The organism is Desulfonauticus autotrophicus, from assembly GCF_055381725.1.
Window position 1 is genome coordinate 2,029,799 of the sequence record NZ_AP042395.1, and the last position, 24,675, is coordinate 2,054,473.

Annotated in this window: 22 protein-coding genes, 1 tRNA gene and 2 pseudogenes; 5 read left to right on the forward strand and 20 right to left on the reverse strand. The window is 40.8% G+C overall.

What is annotated here, in order from left to right; genetic code table 11:
* Positions 1-134: 134 nt before the first annotated feature.
* Positions 135-725 (forward strand): ElyC/SanA/YdcF family protein, encoded by a 591-nt coding sequence (locus ACZ42F_RS11530; RefSeq protein WP_464279093.1) that lies wholly within the window; start codon positions 135-137, stop codon positions 723-725.
* 1 nt (position 726) lies between these two features.
* Here the strand turns inward: ACZ42F_RS11530 and ACZ42F_RS11535 are convergent, their stop codons facing one another.
* The 17 genes and pseudogenes from ACZ42F_RS11535 to ACZ42F_RS11615 all read right to left on the reverse strand — a co-directional run bounded on the left by ACZ42F_RS11535 (position 727) and on the right by ACZ42F_RS11615 (position 16,193).
* Complete coding sequence (locus ACZ42F_RS11535; RefSeq protein WP_464279094.1) at positions 727-1,596, reverse strand: universal stress protein; 870 nt, start codon at positions 1,594-1,596, stop codon at positions 727-729.
* 152 nt (positions 1,597-1,748) lie between these two features.
* Positions 1,749-3,353, reverse strand: coding sequence for an FmdE family protein (locus ACZ42F_RS11540; RefSeq protein WP_464279095.1), 1,605 nt, complete (start codon positions 3,351-3,353; stop codon positions 1,749-1,751).
* 56 nt (positions 3,354-3,409) lie between these two features.
* Complete coding sequence (locus ACZ42F_RS11545; RefSeq protein WP_464279096.1) at positions 3,410-3,928, reverse strand: hypothetical protein; 519 nt, start codon at positions 3,926-3,928, stop codon at positions 3,410-3,412.
* Between the two features lie 85 nt (positions 3,929-4,013).
* Positions 4,014-4,378: pseudogene (gene fliS / locus ACZ42F_RS11550) on the reverse strand (flagellar export chaperone FliS).
* Between the two features lie 15 nt (positions 4,379-4,393).
* Positions 4,394-6,088, reverse strand: coding sequence for a flagellar filament capping protein FliD (gene fliD / locus ACZ42F_RS11555; RefSeq protein WP_464279097.1), 1,695 nt, complete (start codon positions 6,086-6,088; stop codon positions 4,394-4,396).
* Positions 6,089-6,200: 112 nt separating this feature from the next.
* Positions 6,201-7,127, reverse strand: coding sequence for a flagellin N-terminal helical domain-containing protein (locus ACZ42F_RS11560; RefSeq protein ID WP_464279098.1), 927 nt, complete (start codon positions 7,125-7,127; stop codon positions 6,201-6,203).
* A gap of 99 nt (positions 7,128-7,226) precedes the next feature.
* A complete protein-coding gene (locus ACZ42F_RS11565; RefSeq protein WP_029968749.1) occupies positions 7,227-7,724 on the reverse strand; it encodes a metal-dependent transcriptional regulator in 498 nt (165 codons plus the stop codon).
* 4 nt (positions 7,725-7,728) lie between these two features.
* Complete coding sequence (gene tsaB, locus ACZ42F_RS11570; protein ID WP_464279099.1) at positions 7,729-8,481, reverse strand: tRNA (adenosine(37)-N6)-threonylcarbamoyltransferase complex dimerization subunit type 1 TsaB; 753 nt, start codon at positions 8,479-8,481, stop codon at positions 7,729-7,731.
* A complete protein-coding gene (gene rseP / locus ACZ42F_RS11575; RefSeq protein WP_464279100.1) occupies positions 8,456-9,523 on the reverse strand; it encodes an RIP metalloprotease RseP in 1,068 nt (355 codons plus the stop codon). Before rseP ends, tsaB begins: the two co-directional genes overlap by 26 nt.
* Positions 9,517-10,719, reverse strand: coding sequence for a 1-deoxy-D-xylulose-5-phosphate reductoisomerase (gene dxr / locus ACZ42F_RS11580; protein WP_464279101.1), 1,203 nt, complete (start codon positions 10,717-10,719; stop codon positions 9,517-9,519). The genes rseP and dxr overlap by 7 nt, the downstream gene beginning before the upstream one ends.
* 5 nt (positions 10,720-10,724) lie before the next feature.
* A pseudogene (locus ACZ42F_RS11585) lies at positions 10,725-11,524 on the reverse strand (phosphatidate cytidylyltransferase).
* Positions 11,518-12,222, reverse strand: coding sequence for an isoprenyl transferase (locus ACZ42F_RS11590; RefSeq protein ID WP_464279102.1), 705 nt, complete (start codon positions 12,220-12,222; stop codon positions 11,518-11,520). The pseudogene ACZ42F_RS11585 and the gene ACZ42F_RS11590 overlap by 7 nt, the downstream one beginning before the upstream one ends.
* Before the next feature lie 12 nt (positions 12,223-12,234).
* A complete protein-coding gene (gene frr, locus ACZ42F_RS11595; RefSeq protein WP_464279103.1) occupies positions 12,235-12,789 on the reverse strand; it encodes a ribosome recycling factor in 555 nt (184 codons plus the stop codon).
* Between the two features lie 2 nt (positions 12,790-12,791).
* A complete protein-coding gene (gene pyrH, locus ACZ42F_RS11600) occupies positions 12,792-13,502 on the reverse strand; it encodes a UMP kinase (protein ID WP_464279104.1) in 711 nt (236 codons plus the stop codon).
* A gap of 61 nt (positions 13,503-13,563) precedes the next feature.
* Positions 13,564-14,163 carry a translation elongation factor Ts gene (gene tsf / locus ACZ42F_RS11605; protein WP_464279105.1) on the reverse strand — a complete coding sequence of 200 codons (600 nt, stop codon included), beginning with the start codon at positions 14,161-14,163 and terminating at the stop codon, positions 13,564-13,566.
* Between the two features lies 1 nt (position 14,164).
* Positions 14,165-14,920, reverse strand: a complete 756-nt coding sequence (gene rpsB / locus ACZ42F_RS11610) for a 30S ribosomal protein S2 (RefSeq protein ID WP_464279106.1) — start codon at positions 14,918-14,920, stop codon at positions 14,165-14,167.
* A 166-nt stretch (positions 14,921-15,086) separates the two neighbouring features.
* Complete coding sequence (locus tag ACZ42F_RS11615) at positions 15,087-16,193, reverse strand: inositol-3-phosphate synthase (protein ID WP_464279107.1); 1,107 nt, start codon at positions 16,191-16,193, stop codon at positions 15,087-15,089.
* 224 nt (positions 16,194-16,417) lie between these two features.
* Here ACZ42F_RS11615 and ACZ42F_RS11620 point away from each other — a divergent pair, with 224 nt between their 5' ends.
* Genes ACZ42F_RS11620 through ACZ42F_RS11630 form a run of 3 tightly spaced genes read left to right on the forward strand, consistent with a single transcriptional unit; the run spans position 16,418 to position 18,926 of the window.
* Positions 16,418-16,669 (forward strand): multiheme c-type cytochrome, encoded by a 252-nt coding sequence (locus ACZ42F_RS11620; RefSeq protein ID WP_464279108.1) that lies wholly within the window; start codon positions 16,418-16,420, stop codon positions 16,667-16,669.
* A complete protein-coding gene (locus ACZ42F_RS11625; protein ID WP_464280262.1) occupies positions 16,594-16,866 on the forward strand; it encodes a multiheme c-type cytochrome in 273 nt (90 codons plus the stop codon). Before ACZ42F_RS11620 ends, ACZ42F_RS11625 begins: the two co-directional genes overlap by 76 nt.
* A 32-nt stretch (positions 16,867-16,898) precedes the next feature.
* The gene (locus ACZ42F_RS11630; protein ID WP_464279109.1) at positions 16,899-18,926 is read left to right on the forward strand and encodes a methyl-accepting chemotaxis protein; all 2,028 of its coding nucleotides are present in this window, start codon (positions 16,899-16,901) and stop codon (positions 18,924-18,926) included.
* Positions 18,927-19,046: 120 nt separating this feature from the next.
* On the opposite strand, the gene ACZ42F_RS11635 is transcribed toward ACZ42F_RS11630, so the two are convergent.
* Positions 19,047-19,122 (reverse strand) — tRNA-Ala (locus ACZ42F_RS11635).
* Positions 19,123-19,338: 216 nt separating this feature from the next.
* A complete protein-coding gene (gene galE / locus ACZ42F_RS11640; RefSeq protein ID WP_464279110.1) occupies positions 19,339-20,163 on the reverse strand; it encodes a UDP-glucose 4-epimerase GalE in 825 nt (274 codons plus the stop codon).
* A 114-nt stretch (positions 20,164-20,277) separates the two neighbouring features.
* On the opposite strand from galE, the gene ACZ42F_RS11645 reads away from it, so the two are divergent.
* Positions 20,278-22,998, forward strand: coding sequence for an insulinase family protein (locus tag ACZ42F_RS11645; protein WP_464279111.1), 2,721 nt, complete (start codon positions 20,278-20,280; stop codon positions 22,996-22,998).
* Positions 22,999-23,205: 207 nt separating this feature from the next.
* On the opposite strand, the gene ACZ42F_RS11650 is transcribed toward ACZ42F_RS11645, so the two are convergent.
* Entirely contained in the window at positions 23,206-24,498 is a 1,293-nt protein-coding gene (locus ACZ42F_RS11650; RefSeq protein ID WP_029968783.1) for a M23 family metallopeptidase, read from the reverse strand.
* Positions 24,499-24,675 lie beyond the last annotated feature (177 nt).

Sequence of the window (24,675 nt, forward strand, 5' to 3'; positions counted from 1 at the left end):
CCTTTGCCTTTGGCCCTGGAATTTATACTTTTAGGTGTCTATATCTGCTATAAAAATAAGAAAAAAGAAACTATGGGATTGGGTTTGTAGTTTTTGGTGCAGTTTTTTTATTTTTAGTTTCTTCTGAACCTTTTATGGATCAGGTACTTTATCCCTTTGAACATCGCTATTTACCTTTAAATGAAATCCCTAAAGAACCCATTAGCTATATTGTGGTTTTAGGCGGAGGGCATGATAGTAATGAATTTTTGCCTCCCAATTCTGAGCTCCAGCCCTTGACTTTACCTAGGGTTATTGAAAGCATTAGATTGAAAAAGATGTTCCCAGGGGCTAAATTGATTTATTCTGGGGGTAAAATAAAGGACCAAAAGAGCAATGCCCAGGTAATGAAAGAAGTGGCTGTGTTGTTAGGAGTGCCTGCTACAGATATTTTAGTGGAAGAAACTTCTTTAGATACGAGAGAAGAAGTTTTAAATTTGAAGCGCTTATTAAAGGGTAAAAATTTTGTCCTGGTTACTTCAGCTACCCATATGCAAAGAGCTCTTTTACTTTTTCAAAAAGAAGGCCTTAATCCCATTCCCTCGCCCAGTCCTTACCTAACGAGAAAAACTTCCAATTATACCCTCTGGGAGTATTTTCCCTCTTATAAGGGAGTGCAAAAAAGCGAGAGGCTTTTTTACGAGCTTTTGGGCCTCCTTTGGTCTGACTTGAAGGGATATATTTAGTTTATTTACACATCCACAAGGCCATATGTTCAAAGCGTTTGAATATTTCGGAAGAGACTGAATTACTTTTGAAGAATAAACTAAAAATTTTTTCTTCCGAATCGCTTTTACCTAAAGCTACCACCCCAGCTTTTTTCTCTTTTGCAAAATTTAAAATAAGGGAACACACATCTTTTCCTTGGAGTATTTTGCTTTCAATGTGGGTACGAGGAAAGCCATTGCCAGTAATCTCTTCTTCTGCTTTTTTAAATAGTTGATAGGGATCTTTACTATCTTTATCTAAGATATGGAGAAGGTATATCTTGTGCTCTGGCTGGTCATTTAGAACAAATCCCACATGGTCAGCTACACAATAACTTTCTCTACTTCCATCTACACAAATAACTACATCTCTATTTTTGATTTGAGGCTCTCTACAGACCCAGACTGGAAAATCTATTTTAGCCTTTAAAATGTTTTTGGTTACACTTCCAAATATTTTTTCTTCTAAAAAGGAAAGGCCTCTATTGCCTAAGACTAACGCATCATATAACCCCTTATGGGCTTCATAAATTAAATCTTCTGCTGTAGAATAACTTTGATACTTAAAGATAGTTTTTATATGTTCTTTTTTAAAATTGTGGTTAACGAGGTAGTCTAGAGCTGTATTTAAAGCCTCTTGGCCTTTTTTCTGATAACTTTCTTTTAAATTATGTGTAATGAGAGCTTCACTACCGTTTTGGGGGTGATTTTTTTTGGGGTTGGGAGCGATGTAGATAAGGTCAATGAAGATGTTTTTGAGGTTGGTTAAAAAACTGGCTAAAAATTTTACTCCATAAAGTTTGGAATAATCTTCACTTACCGTAACCAGGAATTTTTTACTCAGTTCCATGTAGGATCTCCCTTTATTGGTTATTCTGGTTTTAAAACTAAAAAAGAGTAGTTTTTAAGTCAAGTTAAAGAAAAAAATAAAAGGAAACCCACCTCTTCTTAAGAAACCAGGTGGGTTAGGAGATTTGGGTTATTGGAGAAGGATTAGGAGGGCTATTTACCAAAATAACACTTGGGAAAAGTGCATTGCTTGCAATTAAGGCAAAGTCCGCCTTCAGCCATTTCAGCCAGGTCTTTGCGTTGAATGTTAACTCCAGCAATAAGTCTGGGTAAAATAAGGTCTAAGCTGGTCCTCTGGAAATAAAGGGCACAAGCTGGCACGCCCAGCACTTTTGCCTGGCCTATTTCCCCTATAAGGGTCATGGCTCCTGGCAAAATGGGTGCTCCATAGAGGTAATTTTTTAACCCAGCTTCTATTAGCCCTTTGCGGGTGACATCATCCGGGTCTACAGAAAGCCCCGCTGTGGTAATGACAAGGTCTGCCCCTTTCTCCAGGAGCAAGTGAACAGCGTCTTTTATTTCTTTAGTATTGTCCGGGCTTTTTACAGTGGCTATGACCTTGCTTCCCAGGGTTTCAACCTTATTGGTAATAATGGGTTCAAATTTATCTTCTATGTGTCCATAAAAGACCTCATTGCCAGTAATGAGAAGCCCTACTTTTTTTTCTGGTAGAGGCAGTACCTTAAAAAGAGGAGTATCCAAAAAACTTAAGGCCTGGAGAAAATACTTTTTTGCCAGATAAAGAGGAATAGCTCTGGTGCCAGCCAGGAGCCCATCTTTTTTGACCAGGGAGTAGTTTTGCCTGCAGGAACACATTACTTCTGGCACCAGGTTAAAGGAAACAAGTCTCTCCCTATCTACTACAAAGAGTCCATCCCTACTGGCTTTAAAGTTTATTTTTCCCTCTTTGGGAGGAAGGTCATAACTTACTCCAGGTCCAGCCATTTTTTGGGCAAAGGCTTCTGCTACTTCGTTTTCATGGATAAAATTTTGATTATCATCTAAGGGTTCGTAGAGATGTTCCTTGCCCATTTGCTGGAGTCGACAGAGATTGCCAGCACTGAGAATATCTCCTTTTTTAAAGACTGCTCCTTTGCTTTGGCCCGGGATTATTTGGGTAAGGTCGTGAGTTAAGGGTTTGCCCAGGGCCTTATGGGCTGGAATGGTTTTTAACTGAGGAGTACTAATTTCTGTATCCAGATAAGGACTTTCTCCCTGACAGGCACGGCAAATGGAGCCGTCCTTTAGAGGATAGGCTTCTTTACATAAGGGACAAATACCTATTTGAGAGCGCTTACTTTTGCTGACCAGATTTAAATTAACCTTTACCTCGGTAGTGGATAGAATGTTTTCTCCTTTTTCCCTTATTTCTTCCAGAATCTGGCTCAAGGATTGTTCTTTTTTGGGAACCAGTTTTAAAAACCAATCCCTTAAGGCAGGTGCCTGGTCTAATTTCTCGCTATCTACATATACTCTGACTCCTGTACCTTCATATTTGTCATAGAGGGTAAGGGCATAGCGGCCTAAGTTAAAAATCTTTAACCAGCCATTACCAATGGTACATAAAGTAAGGAGTTGCACAGCATCAGGGAGACACTTGGGGGTTTCACAGATAACGTCAAAAATGGTTTTGGGAGGAAGAAGTTTCTTACCCACTTCCAACATAACTCCACCTAAAAGTATGCCTGGAGCAGGACTACCATGAAACTTTCTGACGACTTCAATAAATTCTTGAAAAGAGTATTCGCCCAAACGCATTTATTTTTCCTCACTTTTTTTATGTAAGTCTTGCCAGGAGAGAATTTCCTCTTCCTCTAGGCTGCTGTCTCCAATTTGCAACCAGGAAATCTTTTTTTCACTTTTCCCAAGAGCATTCGGATTAAAATATAGATGGGAATAAATACTCCCACATATCCCAATTCAAAAGAAGTGGGCCAAAGGGGAAAGGTTACTTCATTAAAACGAAAACTAAGCCAGCCCAAAGCAAAGGGAATAGGCCAGAGAGAAGAAGCAAAAAGGGCTAAGCTGGCAAAAAAGGTTTTTCCAAAGGCTTCGTTGGCCAGGGTGTTGGCAGCTTTGTAGTGCTCTTTACTTTTAAATAGAATTGCCTTGATGGATAGGGTGTGGTTTTGGAGCATTTCCTGGTTTAATTGGTCAAAATAGGATTTATTGTAGCGATAAATTAAGACCATGGTTATTTCGCCTAGAAGTACACAGATAAGGCTTAGCACCCCATTGCCCAGGTAAAAGCCCAGAATGGGGATTTTAGGAATTCTAAAGAAGAAAATAAGCAAGGGGTCAATTAAGAGATAAAATTGTAATAAGTAGGACATAAGTTACCAGCTAAAAAGATATAAAACCTAGATAGGCTGTTGGCTTTAAAAAGGCAAGTAAGAGAAAAAAAACACAAGAAAAGAATTAGCTAGATTGGGTAATTTCTGCAAAGGCAGAGCCTATTTTGCGCAAAATACCAATGACCTCATCAATGACCTGGCAGTCTAGCTTTAGGTTGGCCATAAGGAGTTTACTTTGACAGTAAAAATAAAGGGCGTGAAGGTTTTTGGCTATTTCTCCCCCTTTTCCATATTTAAACTGGAATCTAGCTCAGCTATACAATCCAAGGCCTTGGAGATTAAAATTCCCTTCTGGGCATAATCCTTTTCTTTTATTTTTTCCTTGGCTTGTTCCAGGTATTTGATTGCAGCTTCAAAGATTAGCACCACCAGTTCTTCTTGGGAAGTGGTATTTACCTGAACTTTAAGATAGTTTTGAGCTAGTTGCATTTTGGGTGTTCCTCCTTAAGAACTACTTCCACTACCTAAGGATTTGATTTGGGAAGATAGTTGAGTATCCAGTTGATTGTAGTAGCCCAGTAATTCTTCTAAACGGGCAAATCTATCTCGCAGGTCGCTTTCATAGCGCTCAATTCGTTTTTGTTCCCAGGCAATTTTTTCGTCTATATCTTCAATGATTTCATTATAATTGTCTTCCAGCACATTCAGGGGGCCTGTATCAGAGTCTGTTAGTTCATCTAGGCTGTCCCTTAATTCCAAAATTTTACCGTATTTTAAGCGCAGGGTTCCGCTATAGGTGCCATCTGTAAGATTGTCCACCTGAATGGCTAGACCCTTGGCATCTCCTTCGGTAGCGGTGAGAATATTATTGGAAATACTAGCTGTTTTGCCGTCTATGGTAGCAGAAGTAATCACTCCTCCACTCACCGTATAGGAGACAGTATAAACTCCTCCCTGGGTTATGCCAGAGATATGGGAATAATAGCGAAAATCAGAACTGGAGCTAGTAGGTACATAATCAGCACTAAAAATTTCAGCTACTGCTTGCGGGTCATTGCTTAAGGCTTCATCCAACTTGCTTTCATCTAGAAGTAGTTGTCCCAGAGTGGGAGAGGATTCATTGGCATCTGTGGTTATGCCTATGCTGGCAAGTACTGTGTAGGTATCACTATTGCGGTCAAAACCTATACCTTTAGAGGAGAGGATATCTTTTATTTTTTGCTGAATGATTTGCAGGCCATAGTTTCCAGTAAGTAGGGAGCCTTCTCCGGTGGAATTATCTACCTTGGTTTGCTCCCGAATAATGCTTAAGATACTATTTACCTGGTCCACAAAGGTAACGATTTGTTCTTTTATGGCCGAAGTATCATTACTTACAGTAAGTTGAACAGTTCCTGTATCTTTTAAGTTCAGAGTAAGCCCTGTGATCACATCATCCAGGGTATTGGAACTGCGTTCAATCCAGGTGCCATCACTGGGAAAACCATCTACCTTAATCTGGGAGTTTTGGGCACTTTGAGTTTCAAAAAAATCACTGTTGTCTATGCTAGAAGAGGCATCTGAATCAAAACTACTGGGACCACTACTAATAGTGATGCTATAATTACTGCCCAGATCCAGGCCTTTTAGCTGTAGATGGTAGGTATTATCTGATTTTTTGAGAATAGAAGCCCTGATACCCGGATTATTGGGGTCGTTGTTAATCAGGTTAACCAGGGTAGAAAGACTTGTCCCATCAGGAATGGTAAGGGTTACATTTTCTCCATTGTAAGTATAAGTTAAGGTTTCGTCTCCGCCGGTATTATTGATGATAGTATCTTCAGAGGCAAAGGAGTTTTTACTGACCAGGACATGATTTTGGGCCAGCTGGTTGATTTCAATGGAGTGAGTGCCCACCTGCGCTGAACTGGAAGCACTGGCAGTTAAAACAGTACTATCTGTGGTATCAGTGGTTTTGATAAAAAATTCTTGCAAGGAATCCATGCCCTTTAAGGTGCTTTCCAGGTTGAGCATGGCAATATTTAGTTCTTGAAAGGCAGTTATTTTATCCTGCCAGGATTGTTTCCAGGTTTGTAAACGAGTAATGTGCTGGCTTTCTAATTCCACCAGCTTGTTAATCATGGTGTCAAAATCTGTGCCTGAGCCAAGACCTGTAAAGTGGATTTGTCCTGAAGTGAGATAATCAGTTTCTGCAACCATTTTTCCCCGGCAAAAAAGTCCTTTTGCCTGGAAAATATGCAAAAAGAATGCCTGAGTTAAAAAAAGGGTAGGCTGAGCCTACCCTTTTTTAGTCTAAGAAAGCACTTAAACATTAACCAGAAATCAATTGCAAGGCCATTCTGGGTAAGCTGTTGGCCTGAGCCAGCATGGCTACTGCAGATTGAGTGAGAATCTGTTGTCTTACGAATTCGGTCATTTCTGTGGCCACGTCCACGTCAGAGATACGAGATTCTGCAGCCTGGAGGTTCTCCGCCTGAATCTGTAAGTTGGTAATGGTGTTTTGCAATCTGTTTTGTAAAGCACCTAAAGAGGCCCTGATTCTATCCTTGGAAACAATGGCGTCTTGAATAGCAGTAAGGGCATTTTGGGCAGCACTTTGAGTGGAGATGGTATAACCAGCAGCAGTACTAGCAGCACTATTACCCAGGCCAAAGGCAGAGGCTGTGGCGGTTTGAATGGCAATGTAGTAATAGTCTTCTGCAGAATCATTACCTGTACCAAAGTGTACCTTTAAAGGACCTGTGGGAGTTAAGCCAGCACCATTGTGGTCATTGTACCAAGCAGATTGGTCAAGATGGGAAGTTCCTGCAGAGAGGTTTCCATTTAAGAGATAAATGCCATTAAAGTCTGTGGCATTGGCAATTCGGGTAATTTCTGAAGCCATGGCCTGATACTCAGAGTCAATAATCAAGCGCTGGTCAGAAGTATAGGTACCGGTGGCTGCCTGCTCTGCCAGCTCTTTCATACGAATGAGCTTTTCATCTATTACCTGCAGGGCACCATCAGCAGTCTGGATAAGGGAGATGGCATCATTGGCATTACGAATACCCTGGTTCAAGGCAGCAATATCTGCTCGCATAAGCTCACGAATCGCCAGACCAGCAGCGTCATCCGCAGCAGTACTTACTCTAAGCCCAGAAGAAAGCCTTCTGGTAGAAACCCCTAACTTACCGTAAGCAGTAGAGAGGTTTCTGGCAGCATTCATTGCCATTAAGTTGTGATTAACGACCAAAGACATAGTCTTCCTCCTTGAAGTTTTTTGGGCTTCCCTGCCCTTTTTCTTTGTCTATCTTATCGACCGGGAAGAAGAAAACTTTAGTTAAAAAAGAAAATAACCCTATTTTTTTTGCAGTTGCTCCAGGGCCTTTTCCACACAGGGAGTACAGGCAGGACAATTTCCCACCTTGGAGCAGTGTTTTTTTAGGGCTTTGAGCCAGGTTTCACCTGTGCGAGGACAGTTCTGGATAAATTCTATAAAGTGGATGAGCTTTTCTAAGGTAAGGTCGTCTATGTGGTGTTCCAGGCGACAGGCATTTTCTTCAGCCTTTTCCTTATCCAGCCCCAGAAAGTTTTCCAGAAAATCAGCAATTACCTTGTGTCTATGGACAATGCGGCTGGCCTGTCTAAAGCCTTCTGGGGTTAAGGTGATTTTGCTGTAAGGCTGGTAATTGATAAGACCTTTTTCAGCTAGAATTTTTAAGGCTCCGGTTACAGAAGCCCGTTTTACTCCTAAACTACTGGCAATATCTTTGGCTTTGGCCTGTTGGTTGGCGCTTTCCAGATGAAAAATGGTCTCCAGATAATCTTCTAAACTGGGAGTTAGTTTTTTAGACATGTGTTTAGTCTAGACTAACTTTTAAGGGTTTGCCAAGTATTTTTTTTGCTTCTTCAAAATCTATTCCCCGTTTTTGCGCTATGGAGTTTAAGTTTTCTTCTGCATTGGACTTGCGCAGGTAAAGAGGTAAGGGGAATTTTTTAAAAGGGCTGGTATCTTGTTCTTGAGTTAACTTTACTACTTCCTGAGCACAGGGAAGGTCATATTGAGGGGGTAAGATTTGTACCTTCCAGGTGGCTATTTCTGGATTTCTGCGTACACCACTACCCAGAAGCAAGGCTTGAGGGTAGTTTTTGAGGGCATTCTTCAACTCTTCCAGAGTATAGGTGGAAGGTTCAAGAAGGGGATTATTATTGCTATCAAAGGGTTGGGCATAAACTTCTTGGTGTCTGGAGTGAGTGATAACCCACTTTACTTGTTTTAAAGGAACGCTTCTAGCCAGACTTAAAAAATAGTTTAGTCCTAGCAAGGGCACATTGCCAGCTAGAGCAAGCCCATAGGCATGGGCAAAGACAAGCCTTAGGCCAGTAAAAGAACCTGGACCAGTAAAAACATAGATGGCCTTTAGGTCAGATAAGGAAAGGTGGAAGGTTTTGAGGAGATAGTCCAGGTGAGGAGCAAGTACAGGCATACTTCCCTTTACTGGCTTTATCTGCCAGTGCCAGAGAACCTCTTCTCCTGCCCCCAGGATTATCTGAAGATAGTCTTCTACTCCGTTTAAAATAAGTACCTTATTTGAAGATGCGCATGAGGTCATTGTAAATAGCTATTCCCATGAGTAAGAGTAAAAGGGCCAACCCTATTTTGAGACTTATTTGTTGAATCCGCTCACTTAAGGGTCTGCGCATAATCATTTCTAGCGAGTAAAAAAGGATGTGTCCTCCATCCAGAATGGGTATGGGCAAAAGATTTAAGAGCCCCAGGTTGATACTAAGCAGGGCAGTTAAATTGAGCAAATTTACCCATCCCTGCTTCGCCTGATCACTTACCAATTTGGCAATGGTCAGAGGACCGCCTATGGTTTCTAAAGGTAAGATGCGCTCTATTAATTTTACAATGCCCAACCAGGTTAGTTTGATAATTCTTCCCGTATGCACGAGTCCTTCCTGGGCTGCTGCAAAAAAGGATAGTTTTTGCGTAAAAAAGTTATCAGCAGCAATAATGCCCAGTTGTGGTTTAACAACGGTTTCACCAAAGATATTTTTTAGGGTTTTGGCTTTGGTTTTAGCCTGCAGGGTTAGAATTTGTTGGTTTCTTTGAACTTTTAAGGTGAGTTGAGCAGTATCACTTTCCTGCACTGCTTCTACCAACTCGCTCCAGGTCTCTATTTTTTGACCATTTACCTCTAAAATAAGGTCTCCTGCTTGCAGGCCGGCTGCTTGAGCTGGAGTATTGGGAACCACTTCGCCTATTTGGGGAAGTAAGTAGACCTTTCCTTGAGCAAAAAACAAACCCCAGAAAATAAACCAGGCCAGAAGGAGATTAAAAAGTGGGCCAGCAACAACTACCAGCATTTTTTGATAGGCAGGTCGGAGGGCAAAACTTTCCTCTGCAGCAAAAGGAGGCTCTATGGCCTGGTCCTTACTTTCTCCTACCAGTTTTACATATCCGCCCAGAGGAATGGCTGAGAGCCTGTACTGGGTTTTTCCCTTTTGAAAACTTAAGAGTTTAGGACCAAAACCAAGGGAAAAGATACTTACGCCTATTTTAAAGAGCCTAGCTATTAAAAAATGTCCCAGCTCATGGAAAAAAATAAGCAGTCCCAGGACTAAAATTACTGCCAGTGTGCTATTTAACATTTTAGTTCCTTTGCCCTTTCCAGAGTTTTTATTCTGGTTTCTTGATCCAGGTTCAGGATGGTTTCAAAAGAAGATATAGGCATAGATTGATGTTTTGCCAAGAGTTCTTCGATTAAAAGAGGAATGTGTTGAAAGTTTATCTTTTCTTTTAGGAAAAGTTCTACAGCTATTTCATTGGCTGCATTCAAGACCACACAGTGGCTTTGACCGGCTTGCAGGGCTTCCTGGGCTAATCTTAAGCAGGGAAATTTTTCTAAGTCAGGTGGGTAAAAGGTAAGGGGAGAAAATTTTGTAAGATCCAGATTGCATTGCTCTGTTAGTTCCAGACGCCTTGGATAGCCCAGAGCATAAGAAATGGGAATTTGCATGTCAGGAAATCCCAGTTGGGCCAGGTGGGAGCCATCTTGAAAAAGTACTAAGGAGTGAATGAGACTTTGAGGATGAATGACCACTTCAATGGAAGATAACTCCAAGCCAAAAAGGTGATGGGCTTCGATAACCTCTAAGCCTTTATTCATTAAGGTAGCTGAGTCTATGGAAATTTTTGCTCCCATGGACCAGTTGGGATGCTTGAGGGCCTGTTTAGGAGTAATTTGTTTAAAATCTAACCTGGAATTCCAGAAAGGTCCTCCAGAAGCAGTGAGAATAATTTTTTTGACCTGTTCAAAGTGGGGTTGGGTTGCTTGAAAAATAGCGTTATGTTCTGAGTCTAGGGGCAGGATTACGCTTTTTTGTTTTTTAGCCAGTTTTCTAATAAGTTCTCCTGCCAAGACCAGAGATTCTTTATTGGCAATAAGGACAGATTTTCCCTTTTCCACAGCCTTTAAGGTTGGCCCCAGACCTGCTGCACCCACTAGAGCAGAAAGCACAAAATCAGCTTCTTCTAATTGGGCCAGATCTAAATAACCCTGCTCTCCCCAGAGGATTTGGGGATGATAATCACTGGGTAGTAGTTTTTTTAGCTTTTGAGCTAGCTCTTTAGTCAGTACTCCCAGATATTTAGGGCGATAACAAAGGGCCTGTTCCAGTAAAAGCTCAATATTTCTTGCTCCAGCCAGGGCCAGGAGAGAAAATTTTTCCTGATGCTTGGCAATCACCTTAAGGGTGCTTTGGCCAATGGAGCCAGTGGAGCCCAGGATGACCAGTTTTCGTGGAAAATCAGGATTTTTTAAGGCTAGGGAAGAGATATATTCCATTTTTTTTAACCCAAAAATGGTTTAAGATACTTAAAAAGATAGTAAAGGGGCAAGATAAAAAGAAGTGAATCTATACGGTCCAGAATGCCTCCATGTCCAGGCAGTAAGGTCCCAGAATCCTTTATGTTTAACTTTCTTTTAAGGGCGGATTCAAAAAAGTCTCCCAATTGAGCAGCCAGGTTTAGGGCAATACCAAGAGCTAGATAAAAGGGTAAGTTTTGTTTTTCCAGGAAAAGGCCAAAGCTGAGGTTTACCAAAATACAGGATATTAGCCCGCCCATACTTCCTATCCAGGTTTTTTTAGGGCTTACTTTGGGCCAGATTTTCTTTTTCCCCAGAGTAAACCAGTATAATAGGCTCCTGTGTCAGAAGCAAAGGCAGAGAAAAGTACCAGGAGTATTTCGGTTCGGGAAAAGTTTTCAAAAAGTTTTAAAGCCAAAGGGATGTAGATTAGAGAAAGGAAAACTAAGGCTATGTCTTGAAATTGCAAACTTTCTTTAAAGCCAAAATCAAAGAGGAAAATAAGGGCCAAAAGCCAGAAACATAAAAGAGTAAGAAGGGCAAAATTATTTCCCAGTACAGAAAGTGGGGTTAAAATCAGGGCTGCGCCCAGGATATTTCCTGTTATTCTTAAAGAAAAGTTTTTTTTCCCAGGCCAGAAAAAAGAGTAAAATTCATTGAGAGCCAAAAAAGAAACCAGTAAAATGCTTAAGGAGATAAAAATACCCTTTTGCCATAAAACCAGAGCCAAAAAGGGCAAGATAACTAGAGCGGTTAAGATACGCTGTTTATGAGAAGCTAGCACGAATTAAGTCCTCCAAAACGCCTTTTTCTTTGGCTAAAGTCAGCTAAAGCCTTGTCCAACTCTACAGTATCAAAATCTGGCCAGAGTACAGGAGTAAAGTAAAATTCAGCATAGGCACTTTGAAAAATTAGAAAGTTGGAAAGGCGTTTTTCTCCACTGGTTCTAATAATGAGGTCAGGATCAGGCTGTCCCTGAGTGTAGAGATAGGTAGAAAATAGTTCAGGAGTCAGTTCTTCAGGAGAGATATTTTGGGCCAGGATTTTTTTTACAGCCTGAATGATTTCATCCCTACCTGAATAATTGAGCGCCAGGTTGAGGATCATTTTTTGACAATTGCGGGTAGCTTTCATCACTTTTTTAATTATAGTTCTGGTAACCAGAGGAAGCCCCTCTATTTCTCCCAGCACATTGAGCCGTATTCCCTGTTCTAGTAAGGATGGTTCTTCTTTTTGTAAGTGTTCAGTAAGAAGAGTAAAAAGAGTTTTGACTTCTTTTTTGGGCCTTTTCCAGTTCTCTTTGGAAAAGGTATAGAGAGTTAGATAAGGAATGCCCCTTTTACAGGTAGAAGAGATAATTTCTCTAACCCTTTTTACCCCCTCTTTATGTCCTTCTGTTCTACTTAGGCCTTTTTTTTGAGCCCACCTGCCATTACCATCCATGATAATGGCCAGGTGAGTGGGAATCTTCAGGGATGGCATATTGGCTAGTATTTAAATCTCCATAATTTCAGTTTCTTTGGCAGAAACTATTTTATCTATTTTTTCTATATACTGATCGGTGAGCTTTTGAACTTCTTCTTGCCCCTTGTGCAGATCGTCTTCTGTAATTTCTTTATTATTTTTCATTTTTTTGAGAGTCTCATTAAGCTCACGTCTGATATTACGAATAGCAATTTTGCTTTCTTCTCCGTATTTTTTGGCTAATTTAACCAGGTCCTTACGCCTTTCTTCAGTAAGGGGAGGTAGATTGATGCGAATAATCTTGCCGTCATTTACAGGAGTAAGACCCAAATCAGATTTTAAAATAGCCTTTTCTATCTCAGAAAAAGCACTTCTATCCCAGGGTTGAATGGCAATGGTTCGGCTGTCTGGAATGGAGATAGAGGCCAGTTGATTTAAAGGAGTGGGCGTACCATAATAATCTACCTTCAGGTCTTCTACTAATCCGGTGGAAGCTCTACCTGTTCTTAATTTGGCTAGTTCTTGTTCCAAGGCCTTGATAGCCTTTTGCATTTTTGCTTTGCCGTCTTTAAACACCTTTTCCATTTTTAACCTCCTTGCACAATAGTGCCTACTATCTCTCCTGAACAAACTTTAAAAATGTTGCCCTTTTCAAATAAATTAAAAACCACAATGGGCAAATTGTTGTCCATGCACATGGAAATGGCTGTGGAATCCATTACTTTTAATCTGCGTTGTAAGACCTCTATATAGCTTAAAGAGGAGAATTTTGTAGCATCAGGGTATTGCACAGGGTCTTTGTCATATACCCCATCTACCTTGGTAGCTTTTAAAATAGCTTCAGCTTTAAGCTCCATAGCCCTTAGGGCCGCAGCAGTATCTGTGGTAAAGTAAGGGTTGCCTGTTCCAGCCGCACAGATAACTATTCTACCTTTTTCCAGGTGGCGAATTGCCCTGCGTCGAATATAGGGCTCGGCCACTTCTCGCATGGTAATGGCGGTCATAACTCGGGTCTGTACCCCCTGTTTTTCCAGGGCATCTTGTACTGCCAGGGCATTCATGACTGTGGCTAGCATGCCCATATAATCGGCAGACGCCCTGTCCATACCTTTAGAAGAGGCAGAAACTCCCCTAAAAATATTACCTCCGCCTATTACCAGGGCTATTTCTACGCCAGTTTTAGCTACTTCTGCTATTTCCTTACAGATTTCAGTAATAGTAAGGGGATCTATTCCAAAGTTTTCTGGGCCAGCCAGAGCTTCTCCGCTTAATTTGAGCAGAATACGTTTAAACTTCATTTCTGGTCCTCAAAAATTTAAGTTAAAAAAAAGGGCCTGTTCAAGGCCCTTTTAACTTTTTTTATTTTTCTTCTCCCAAAGCCAAACGCACAAAGCGTCCTATTTGAATATTTTCACCCAATACAGCTACTGTTTCATTGATAAGGTCAGCAATGGTTTTGGAATCATCCTTGATAAAAGGCTGCTCTAAAAGACATACTTCTTTATAGTATTTTTTTAGACGTCCTTCCACTATCTTTTCAGCAATATGCTCTGGTTTTCCTTCTTCTTTGGCTTGATTGAGGTAGATTTCTTTTTCTTTGGCCAGGATATCCTGTGGAATCTCTTCGGGTGTGAGACACAAGGGATTGGTAGCTGCAATCTGCATGGCGATATCTTTAGCCAGTTCTTGAAAGCGTTCACTTTTGGCTACAAAATCTGTTTCGCACTTAATCTCTACCATAACCCCGATTTTACCATTGGAGTGGATATAAGAGCCAATCCAGCCTTCAGCAGTAGTTTTTCCAGCTCTTTTTTGAGCTTTGGCTAAACCTTTTTCTCTTAACCAGGCCATGGCCTTTTCTGTATCTCCACCACTGGCTTCCAAAGCCTTTTTACAATCCATCATGCCTGCGCCAGTCTTTTCTCTAAGTTCTTTTACCTGTTGTGCACTGATTGCCATTTTATTCTTCCTCCTTCTCAGTTTCTTCTGGGCTAGTTTGTTCTTCTTGCTCTTCTAAGGATTCTCTTTCTTCACTTTTAGCCAAGCCTTGTAAGCAGGCATCAGCAATGCTGGCAACAAAAAGCTTTATGGCTCGAATGGCATCATCATTGCCTGGGATAACATAGTCCACCACATCAGGATCACAATTGGTGTCCACAATTGCTACAGTGGGAATGCCCAATTTAATGCATTCCTTTACAGCGATTTCTTCATTTTTGGGGTCAATAATAAAGGCTACTCCTGGGATATCTTCCATGTTTTTAATTCCGCCCAGGTTTTTTTCTAGTTTTTCCAGGTCCTTTTGTTTTTTGATGATCTCCTTTTTAGGAAAGCGATTGATACTTCCATCTTCAAACATTTGTTCCAGTTCTTTTAACCTGGCAATACTCTTTTTGATGGTTTGAAAGTTGGTCAAAGTACCACCCAGCCAGCGATGGATTACATAAGGCATCTGGCAGCGCTCAGCTTCTTCTTTAATGATTTCCTTGGCCTGTCTTTTGGTGCCAACAAAAAGGACCTTCTTGCCTTGAGCTACTTGATCTACAATGAAGTCGTGGGCAATTTGAAACATTTTTACTGTTTGTTGTAGATCAATGATGTGGATTCCCTTTCTAGCCCTAAAAATGTAGGGTTTCATTTTGGGGTTCCAGCGTTTTGTCTGGTGTCCAAAGTGTACACCGGTTTCTAAAAGTTGTTTCATAGTAACATAAGCCATAAAAAATACCTCCTTGGGTTAATTCCTCCGTTTCCAAAAACTCTCTCCTTAAAGAGGGAGCACCCAAGAGTTTTTGGGAAACGTGTGTGTTAGAAACGATTTTCCCTAAGCAAAAACTAAAAAACTTGCAAGTTTTTATCTGAGCTAAAAAATCCTTATTTAAGACTTATACTTCGTTAAAACCTGAAGCTATAAACTTTTCTACTAAATTAAAGGCCTCTTCATCTGTAAACTGCTTGGGAGGATGTTTCATCAGATAGGCACTGGGTCCATAAAGTGGCCCCTTTATGCCCCTTTGTAGAGCCAGTTTTAAGAGCCTTATGGCATCAATGGCACAGCCTGCAGAATTGGGGGAGTCTTCTACGGAAAGCCTTAACTCCAGGTTCATGGGCACATCGCCAAAAAGTTTACCTTCCATGCGCAGGAAACAAACTTTATTGTCCTTTTGCCAGGGCACGTAATCACTGGGACCAATGTGAATGTTTTCTGGGTCTAACCTGATGCCAGCCACAGCTTGAACAGCCTCGGTTTTGGATATTTTCTTGGATTTAAGGCGGTGTCTGTTGAGCATGTTTAAAAAGTCAGTATTGCCGCCAGTATTTAGTTGATAGGTCCTTTCCAGTTTCACCCCTCTTTTGCGAAAAAGATCAGTTAAAGTACGATGGGTAATGGTGGCACCCAGCTGGGCTTTGATGTCATCACCAATGATAGGTAGGCCTGCTTGGGCAAATTGGTTGGCCCAGGTGGGGTCGCTAGCAATGAAAACAGGCATGTTATTGATAAAGCCTATACCTGCTTTTAAGGCACACCTGGCGTAAAAACGAGTGGCTTCTTCTGAGCCTACTGGCAAGTAATTTAACAGCATTTCGGCCTTACTCTTTTTAAGTATGGCTATTACCTCTTCTTCACCTGGTTCTGGTTCTTCACTTAAAACAAAGGTGTATTTTTCTTCATACTCTCGCATATGCTCGGAAAAGCCATCCAGCACTTTGCCCATGCTTACCTTTACTCCACTTGGGGGAAGGTTGGGGCAAAACACAGTGGTGCAGTTGGGCAGAGCAAAGATAGCCTCATTGACGTCTTTGCCCACTTTACGTTTATCTATGTCAAAGGCTGCAACCACTTCTATGTCTGAAGGTTTGTACCCTCCTATTTCCCAGTGCATAAGCCCAATGGCTGATTCTGGAGTTTTATCCCTATAATAATAAATACCCTGGATAAGAGAGCTAGCACAGTTTCCTAAACCCACAATGGCAATCCTTATCTTCTCCATAAGTCTAACCTCCTTTTGTTTTGGATAAAACTATTTATTTTTATCCATAGTGCTTGAAAAATTTTTTTCAAGGGATAACAGGGGAATATAGAGATTAAAGAAAACTTAAATTTAACCGAAAGGGTTTCTACAAGTAAGGAACAAAAATAACTGGTTGACTTGTTTGTATTTTTAATGCTTTTAAGAGAAAATAAAAAAGCAAGTTGATTTTGAGGAGGGCATATATGAAAAAAATTATTTTGTTAGGGGTGTTGGTCCTGGGTTTTCCTTTGTTGGTTTTTGCCCAGGGGTTTGTGGGGTCTAAAGCCTGTCAGGAGTGTCATGAGACAGAATATAATAATTTTGTCAAATTTTCGAAAAAAGCCAAAAGCTATGAGCATATAGCCAAGATGTTTCCCAAATTAAAGGAAGAAGAAAAAAAGAGTGTTTTTCCTGCCATACCACAGGCTATGGTAAGGGTGGTTTTGTTTCCATAGAAAAAACGCCTCAGTTTAGTGATGTGGGTTGTGAAACCTGTCATGGCCCGGGGCAGGAGCATATAGAGGCTGGAGGTGACCCAGAATTGATTAAGGGCAAGGGTAGTTTGTCTATAGAAAATTGTACCTCCTGTCATACCAATGAAAGAGTACAAGCCTTTAACTTTAAGCCCTTGCTTTATGGTGGAGTGCACTAACCCAATAAACACCAAAAAGGAGTTTACCTATTATGTGGGAAAGGATTAGCTCCAGTCTTCGCTTGAAGACTGGACTGTTGGTAACTCTCATTGCTGTAGTAGTTTTTAGTTTGCTTTTAGGTATAATGAACTTTTTGGAGCGTAAGGTTGTTTTAAACCTTTTACAGGGAGATGTCTCCAAACTATCCCAGACTTTAGAAACAGCAATTTATCGCCTTATGCAAATTGGTGATGATGAAGGAACCAGGGCTGAATTTGCCAGTATAGCAGAAACACATAAAGATCTGGTGGTATTTTTGACTGATTTTAGGGGCATAGCTACTTACTCCACTTTAGCAGAAGAGGAAGGCCAGTCCCTTCTGGAAAGCAAGTGGGGAAAAAAGATTGCAAAAGACTTAAAAGCCACTTTTGTGGGGGAGAAGATAACCGAAAAAAGTTTATTAAACCTGGAGAAAAATTTTTACTTTGTAAGTTTAAAGCCCATTTTTAATGGGCCTAATTGCTATCACTGCCATGGAAGAAGTCAAAAAGTTTTAGGTAGTTTGGTAATTTTTCAAGATGTTACTCCTGTCTTAAAGAATATAAAACAACAGACAGGAGTAATTGCCTTGATTTGCCTGGGAGCGCTGGTGGTTTTGGTGGCAGGCATCAACCTCTTTTTACGCTCCAATGTCTTAAAACCCATAGAAGAGATAGCTGCGGATAGTAAGAAAATTGCTAAGGGTGATTATAGCCTGTCCTTTAACCTTGCCCGAAAGGATGAATTGGGAGATCTGGCCAATAACCTGGGACAAATGGTTGGGGTTTTAAAAAGGGAACTTGGGTTTTCCAGGGGAATTTTAACTGGTATTACCTCTCCTTTACTGGTAAGTGACACTGAGCAAAAAGTGGTCTTTGTTAATCAGGAAATGCTGGATTTATTGGGGCTAAAAGGGAAACCAGAGGATTTTTTAGGCCAGGATGTGGCTGAATTTTTCTATAACAATAAAAACCAAAAAACTCTAACTGGCGAAGTGCTTAGAACAGGTCAAGCCATTACCAACCTGGAAAGGGAACTTACCAACAGGGAGGGCAGGCACTATTTCCTGCGGCTGGATGCAGCACCTCTTAAGGATTTGGATGGAAAAGTAATAGGTGCTTTTGTTATGGTTACGGATTTAACTGCCCTGAAATTACAACAACAAGAAATAGAAAAACAAAACCAGAATATTGCTAAGGCAGCCAAGGATGCTCTGGAAGTAGCACAGCAGCTTTCTTCAGCCTCAGATGAACTTGCTGCTCAAATAGAAGAAGTAACTGAGGGTACTGGTAAGCAGCAGCGCATGGTTTCAGAAGCAGCTACGGCCATGGAGCAGATGAATGCCTCAGTCCTGGAAGTGGCTAAAAATGCTTCCAATGCTGCCAATCTGGCTGATGAAGCCAAGAATAAGGCTGTTTTGGGGCAGGAGGTAGTAAAAGAGGTTATTGCCTTAATTGAAGGAGTAAAGGAGAAGGCCAAGGTCTTGATGGATTCCATGCAAAAGATGGGTAAACAAGCTGAAGGCATTGGCAAAATTATCACCACTATTGAAGACATTGCAGATCAGACCAATTTGCTGGCTTTAAATGCTGCCATTGAAGCAGCCAGGGCTGGAGATGCAGGAAGAGGCTTTGCCGTGGTTGCAGATGAGGTGAGAAAACTGGCAGAAAAAACCATGTCTGCTACCAAGGAAGTGGCCCAGTTTGTAGAGGAGATTCAAAAGAGTGCTAAGGTTAACCTGGAAGAAACCCTGGGCACAGTTCAAGCAGTGGAAGATAGTACCAAGAAGGCCCAGGAATCTGGACAGGCCCTGGAAAGTATTGTTGAGATTGTAGAAACTACTTCAGATCAGGTACGCAATATTGCCACAGCCTCAGAAGAGCAATCAGCAGCTTCTGAGCAGATTTCTCATTCCATGGAAGAAATTAATAAATTCTCCAGAGAGATTGCTGACACCATGGCTCAAAGTAATCAAGCCATTACAGAGCTGGCTAAACTGGCCATGGAGTTAAAGCAAATTATGGACAGGTTAAAAAACTAAATGGTTAAAAGGGAAAACTAACAAAAAAAGCCCTGTTTTTACAGGGCTTTTTTTGTTTTGAGTGTTTGGAGAAAAAAATAAAAAAGGGATTATGAATTTCATAATCCCTTTTTTCTTTTTTGGTGGAGCTGAGGGGACTTGAACCCCTGACCCCTTGAATGCCATTCAAGTGCTCTCCCAACTGAGCTACAGCCCCACGAGGAAATCTCTATTTATAGAAAGTGCTGCTCCTAGTCAAGTCTCAATTTAAAGATTGTTTAATTTTTTCTCCCAGAGATAGGCAGTTCTAACTATCTCTTCAATATCATCCCACTCAGGTTGCCAGTGCATGTTGGTTTTGATTTTAGTGGGGTCAGCTACTAAGATGGCAGGGTCTCCTGGCCTTCTGGCACTTTCTACTACTTTAAAATTTTTACCGCTTACTTTTTTTACCGTATCTGACTATTTCCCTTACGCTATAGCCATGACCATAGCCACAATTATAAATGCCAGCTTGCCTGGTGGTTTGCAGGTGTTCTAAGGCCAGGACATGTACTTTGGCCAGGTCCATTACATGGATATAATCCCTAACTCCAGTGCCATCAGGCGTGGGATAGTCTGTACCGTAAATTTCCAGTTTATCTCTTAGGCCCAGGGCAGTTTGACAGGCCACTTTGATTAAGTGAGTGGCCCTGGGTGTACATTGCCCCAGTTTACCCTGAGGGTCTGCTCCAGCAACATTAAAGTAGCGCAGGATAATGTATTTAAACTGCTTATGGGCAAAGGCCGTGTCTTCAATTACCCACTCACTCATGACCTTGCTGCGACCATAGGGATTGATGGGATTTACAGGAGTTGTTTCTGGTACAGGTATTTGCTCAGGTAAGCCGTATACTGCAGCAGTGGATGAAAAGATAAAGTTGCTTACTTCAAATTTTAAGGCTGTGTGGATGAGCCTGGTGGTGTTTACGGTGTTGTTCAAATAGTATTTTAAAGGGTTTTCTACAGATTCAGGCACCACAATGCTGGCTGCAAAGTGAATAATGCCTGTAAATTTTTCTTTTTTAAAAAGGGCTTCCAGTTTTAGTTGGTCCTCTAAGTCTCCCGCTACCAGTTTGGCTGGTGGCAGGACTGCCTCTTTCTTGCCAGTGGAAAGATTGTCGTATACCACCACTTCATAGCCTGATTCCAAAAGAGTGAGTACAGTATGGGAGCCAATATAACCAGCTCCTCCTGTGACCAGGATTTTTCCTTTCATCTTTACTCCCAGAGCTTTAAGTTGATTTTTTATAAGGGAAAAATATTTGAAAGTCCAAATTTTCTTGAGTAGTTAATTGCCTGGTTTAAATAAAAAGAAAGAAGAGGAGAGCAAATGGATAAATTTACTTTAATAAAGAGTTTTGAGTTAAAAGAAAAAGATTGTAGAATTAACTACTTTTTACACCAAAAGACCAAGGCCAGGGTTTTATCTATTCAAATTGATGATCCCAATAAAGTCTTTGGAATTAGTTTTAAAACCCCTCCTAATAATAATACAGGACTTCCCCATATTTTAGAACATTCTGTGCTTTGTGGTTCTAAAAAGTATCCAGTAAAAGAGCCTTTTGTGGAGCTACTTAAAAGCTCTTTGCAGACCTTTTTGAATGCCATGACCTATCCAGATAAAACCTGTTATCCTGTGGCCAGTACCAATTTAAGGGACTTTTACAACCTGGTAGATGTTTACCTGGATGCAGTATTTTTCCCCTTGTTACACCCTTTTACCTTTGCTCAAGAGGGCTGGCATTATGAATTAAGCTCTTTAGAAGAGGAGTTAAAAATTAAAGGGGTGGTTTATAATGAAATGAAAGGAGCTTATTCCTCACCTGACAATCTTTTAGCTGAATATTCCCAGCAAAGTTTATTTCCTGATACCCCTTATTGTTTTGATGCAGGGGGAAAGCCAGAGGAAATTGTAAAGCTCACCTATGAGGATTTCCTGGCCTTTCATAAACAATACTATCATCCTTCCAATGCCTGGATTTATTTTTATGGTGATGACCCGGAAGCAGAAAGGCTCAGGCTTCTGGAAAACTACCTGGAGCAATTTTCCTGGCAACAGGTCCTGGCTTCTGTTCCCGGACAAAAGCCTAAAAAAATGTTGCAAGAAATAGTTGTGCCCTATGGAGTTAGCTCTGAGGAAGAAAAGGGTTCTTTTACTTTAAACTGGTTGCTTGCAGAAACCAAAGATGTGGAAACCAATCTGGCCTTTAGAATCCTGGAAGAGATGCTAATTGGCCTTCCCAGTTCTCCCCTTCGTAAAAAACTTATTGAATCCGGTTTGGGAGAGGGACTGGCTGGTATAGGTCTGGAAACAGAGCTCAGGCAAATGTATTTTTCCCTGGGCTTAAAGGGAATCAAATTGCAAGATATTCCCAAAGCAGAAGCAATTATCTCCAGTACCCTAGAAGAGCTGGCTACAGGTATTGATAAAAAACTTAAGGAAGCTGCCTTTAATAGTGTAGAATTTAGTTTAAGGGAAAACAACACAGGAAGCTATCCCCAGGGGCTTTCCTTGATGTTGAGGACTTTAAGCATCTGGCTTTACAGTGAGGATTTTGAGAAAATACTGGATCTGGACCCAGTGTTTTCTAGCTTGAGGAAGAAATTGGAGGGCAATTTTTGGGAAAGTTTAATTGCCAGATACTTCTTACAAAATGAACATCGCACCAAAGTGGTTTTAAAGCCTCAAAAGGGTTTACTAGAGCAAAAGGAACAGGAAACCAGGGCTAACCTAAGGCAATTAAAGGAAAGTTTTTCTAAGGATAAGTTAACGGAAATAGTTAAAACTACTCAGGAACTTTTAGCTTTTCAGCAGCGGGCAGACAGCCCGGAAGATTTGGCTAAAATTCCCAGGTTAAAAAAAGAGGACTTATCCGAGGAAATCGAATCCATAGAGGTAAAGAGAAGAGATAGGCAGGGTATTCCCTTTTTTGTCCACCCCTTGGGTAGAGAGGAGATTGTCTATTTAGATTTGGGGTTTAACCTGCAGGGGCTCAGTCAAGAAGAGCTCTTACTTGTTCCTACTTTGGGTCGCCTCTTGCTGGAAATGGGTACCAGGAAAAGGGATTATGTGGACTTAAATAATGAACTTTACACGCATACAGGAGGAATTCACCCTGAGATTGTGGTGGAAGAAGAATTGTCCACTAAAAATCCACTGGCTTATTTATTTTTCCGTTCCAAGGTCCTTACTTCTAAACTGGAGCACTTACTTGATTTGCTAGAAGAGATTTTTACCCAGTTTAATTTTGTGAGCCCGAAAAGACTGGAGGAAATTTTACTGGAAGAAAAATCTTCTTTGGAAAGAAGGATTATTCCTGCTGGCCATTTATTTGTCTTAAAAAGGCTTAAAAGTAAGTTTTCTTTAAAAGGAAAATTAGAAGATTTGCTGGAAGGGATAGAGTACTTTAAAGCTTTAAAAGATATTACTGGACAGTTGAAAAAGAATAAAGACGCCTTATTGGCGAGATATGAGTCGTTAGCTAAAAAAATCCTAACTGGCTCTAGATTGGTCGTAAATATTACTTTACCCAGAAATAGGGAAAACCTAGTTTCCAGGGTGGAAGACTTTGTCTCTTCTTTTCCAGTTTTAGAAGGGAAAGGTAGAGGAGATTTTAAAGAGCTTTTGGGAGAAACCAGAAGCGAAGGCTTTATAGTCCCGGCAGAGGTAAATTATTTGGGTTTGGGCGTAAAACTGGAAGAGGACTACCTGGGCGGGGATTTTCTGGTTTTTAGCAAGTTTTTGCGAGCCAATTACCTCTGGAACAAGATTAGAGTGGAAGGTGGAGCTTATGGAGCCTTTGCCCTGGCAGATGTGTTTTCCGGAACCCTTTATTTCGTGTCCTATAGGGATCCCAACGACCTAAGGACCCTGCAAGTTTATGAAAGCCTTTTACAGGACAAGCAGTTTCTTTTGCCTGCAGAAGAGCTGGAAAAGCTGGTCGTGGCTGCCATTGGAGAGCTGGAGAAACACAAACTTCCTGATGCCAAGGGTTTTGAATCCATGTTGTATAACTTGAAAGGACTAAATGAAGAAAAAGGCAACTTCTAAAAAAAGAAGTATTAGCAACCAACCTTGAAACTCTTCAGAAGTGGGCCCGGCAATTAAAAAATATAAAACAAAAAGAAGTAGTGGGATTGGGTAAGGAAGAAAGTCTAAAGGCACTTAAAGAGCAGGCTCTTATACAGGATTTAAGCCAGTTGTTGTAAAAAAAATAGCCCTCCTGGAGTTTATCCTTTCTCAGGAGGGCTGTTAGGCTTAAAGCCGGTCATAGATGTTGTTTTTTAACCAGTTGGCATCAAACCACTCCACAGGATTTACAGGCACTCCAGAGATAAGTACTGCAAAGTGCAGGTGATCTCCGCCAGCTAGTCCTGTATCGCCAGTACGTCCTATTATTTGACCTTTTTGCACCTTTTCTCCTGGCTTGACCTTGATTTCACTTAAGTGGGCATAGAGAGTTTGTAGGCCCAGTCCATGGTCCAAAATCACCACCTGGCCGTAAATACCCAGTTCCTGGGCAAAAACTACCACTCCCTTATTGGCAGCTGGTACCTTGGCCCTGGCAATAGAAGCCAGGTCTAAACCCAGATGGGTCTGTTTATCTACTTGTTTTCCTTCAAAATAGTAGGTCCTTTCTTCCGCAAAAGAGGCCCTTCTGGCTGCATTGGGAAGACGGAGAAAAGAACCCTCAAGCATTGGAGTAGTTAAAGTCTGTTGTCCAATTTTTCTTAGTTCTACTCTGTTTTCTTGGCGTAAGCTTTGGTTGACCTTAAGAAAAAGTTGTAAGGGGTCGGTTTCTTGAGGAAAGTATTTTTGAAAATAGGGCATTTTTCTTTTTAAAAAAGATAGAGGCAAGTTTATTTTATCTTTAGGAAATCTCCTGGCATTTACATGGTAGTAAAAGCCTGTTTGGGCTATATTACCGGCAAGGTCCTGGGCAATTAGCTCGGGAACTGTGTCTGTATTTAGGTCATAGGGCCAGGCAAAAAGGCAATAATAGTTATCTTTAAATTGATAGGCAGGGAAAAAGTAGTTTCCTATTTGAACCCCTGTTTTTTGTACGGGTTCATTTAGTTTAAAGACAATTAATCCACTTCCCCCTTGATTGAGATAGTGAGTCCTGGAAAGTAAAGAGATAAGCGGTGGATTGGGGTCATAGGTGAAAGTTTGTTTAAAGGAAGCCAGATTGCCTTTACCCAGGTTGCGCAGGGAATAGTCTCTAACCAGAATGTGCAAGGTAAACTCTCCTGCCTTTAACTTGGGAGGTAGATTAAAGTGCCAGGAAAATTCTTTTTCCCGGTTTAATTGCTTTTTTAGTAAGGGCAGCTTGTTGTTTTGCTGGAAAAGAAAAATTTCCACTTCTTTTAAACCCTGTTTTTGGTCTTTTATTTCTACCTTAAACCCTTCCCCAGCTTTCACCATAGTGGTCTTGGGAGAAAGGGTTATCTGGGGTACTTCGCCTTCAAAAAAAGTAAGGTAGCAAAATCCTATCACTCCCAGGGACAGAATAGTAATTAGAATAAGCAGAGGTTTTTTAAGTTTTTTCATAGGAACTCCTTTTTTTAAAATAGTAAGCAAGAGATAATTTTTTGACAACCTTTAAGGTGAACATCTTTTTTCTTAAAAGTAATAAAAAGTAAAACGATTAAAATAGTTTTATTCGTCTAAAAAATTTTTGTTGCTACTTATTCAAATTTTTGATTAAAGTAAAAGAAAATAATGTAA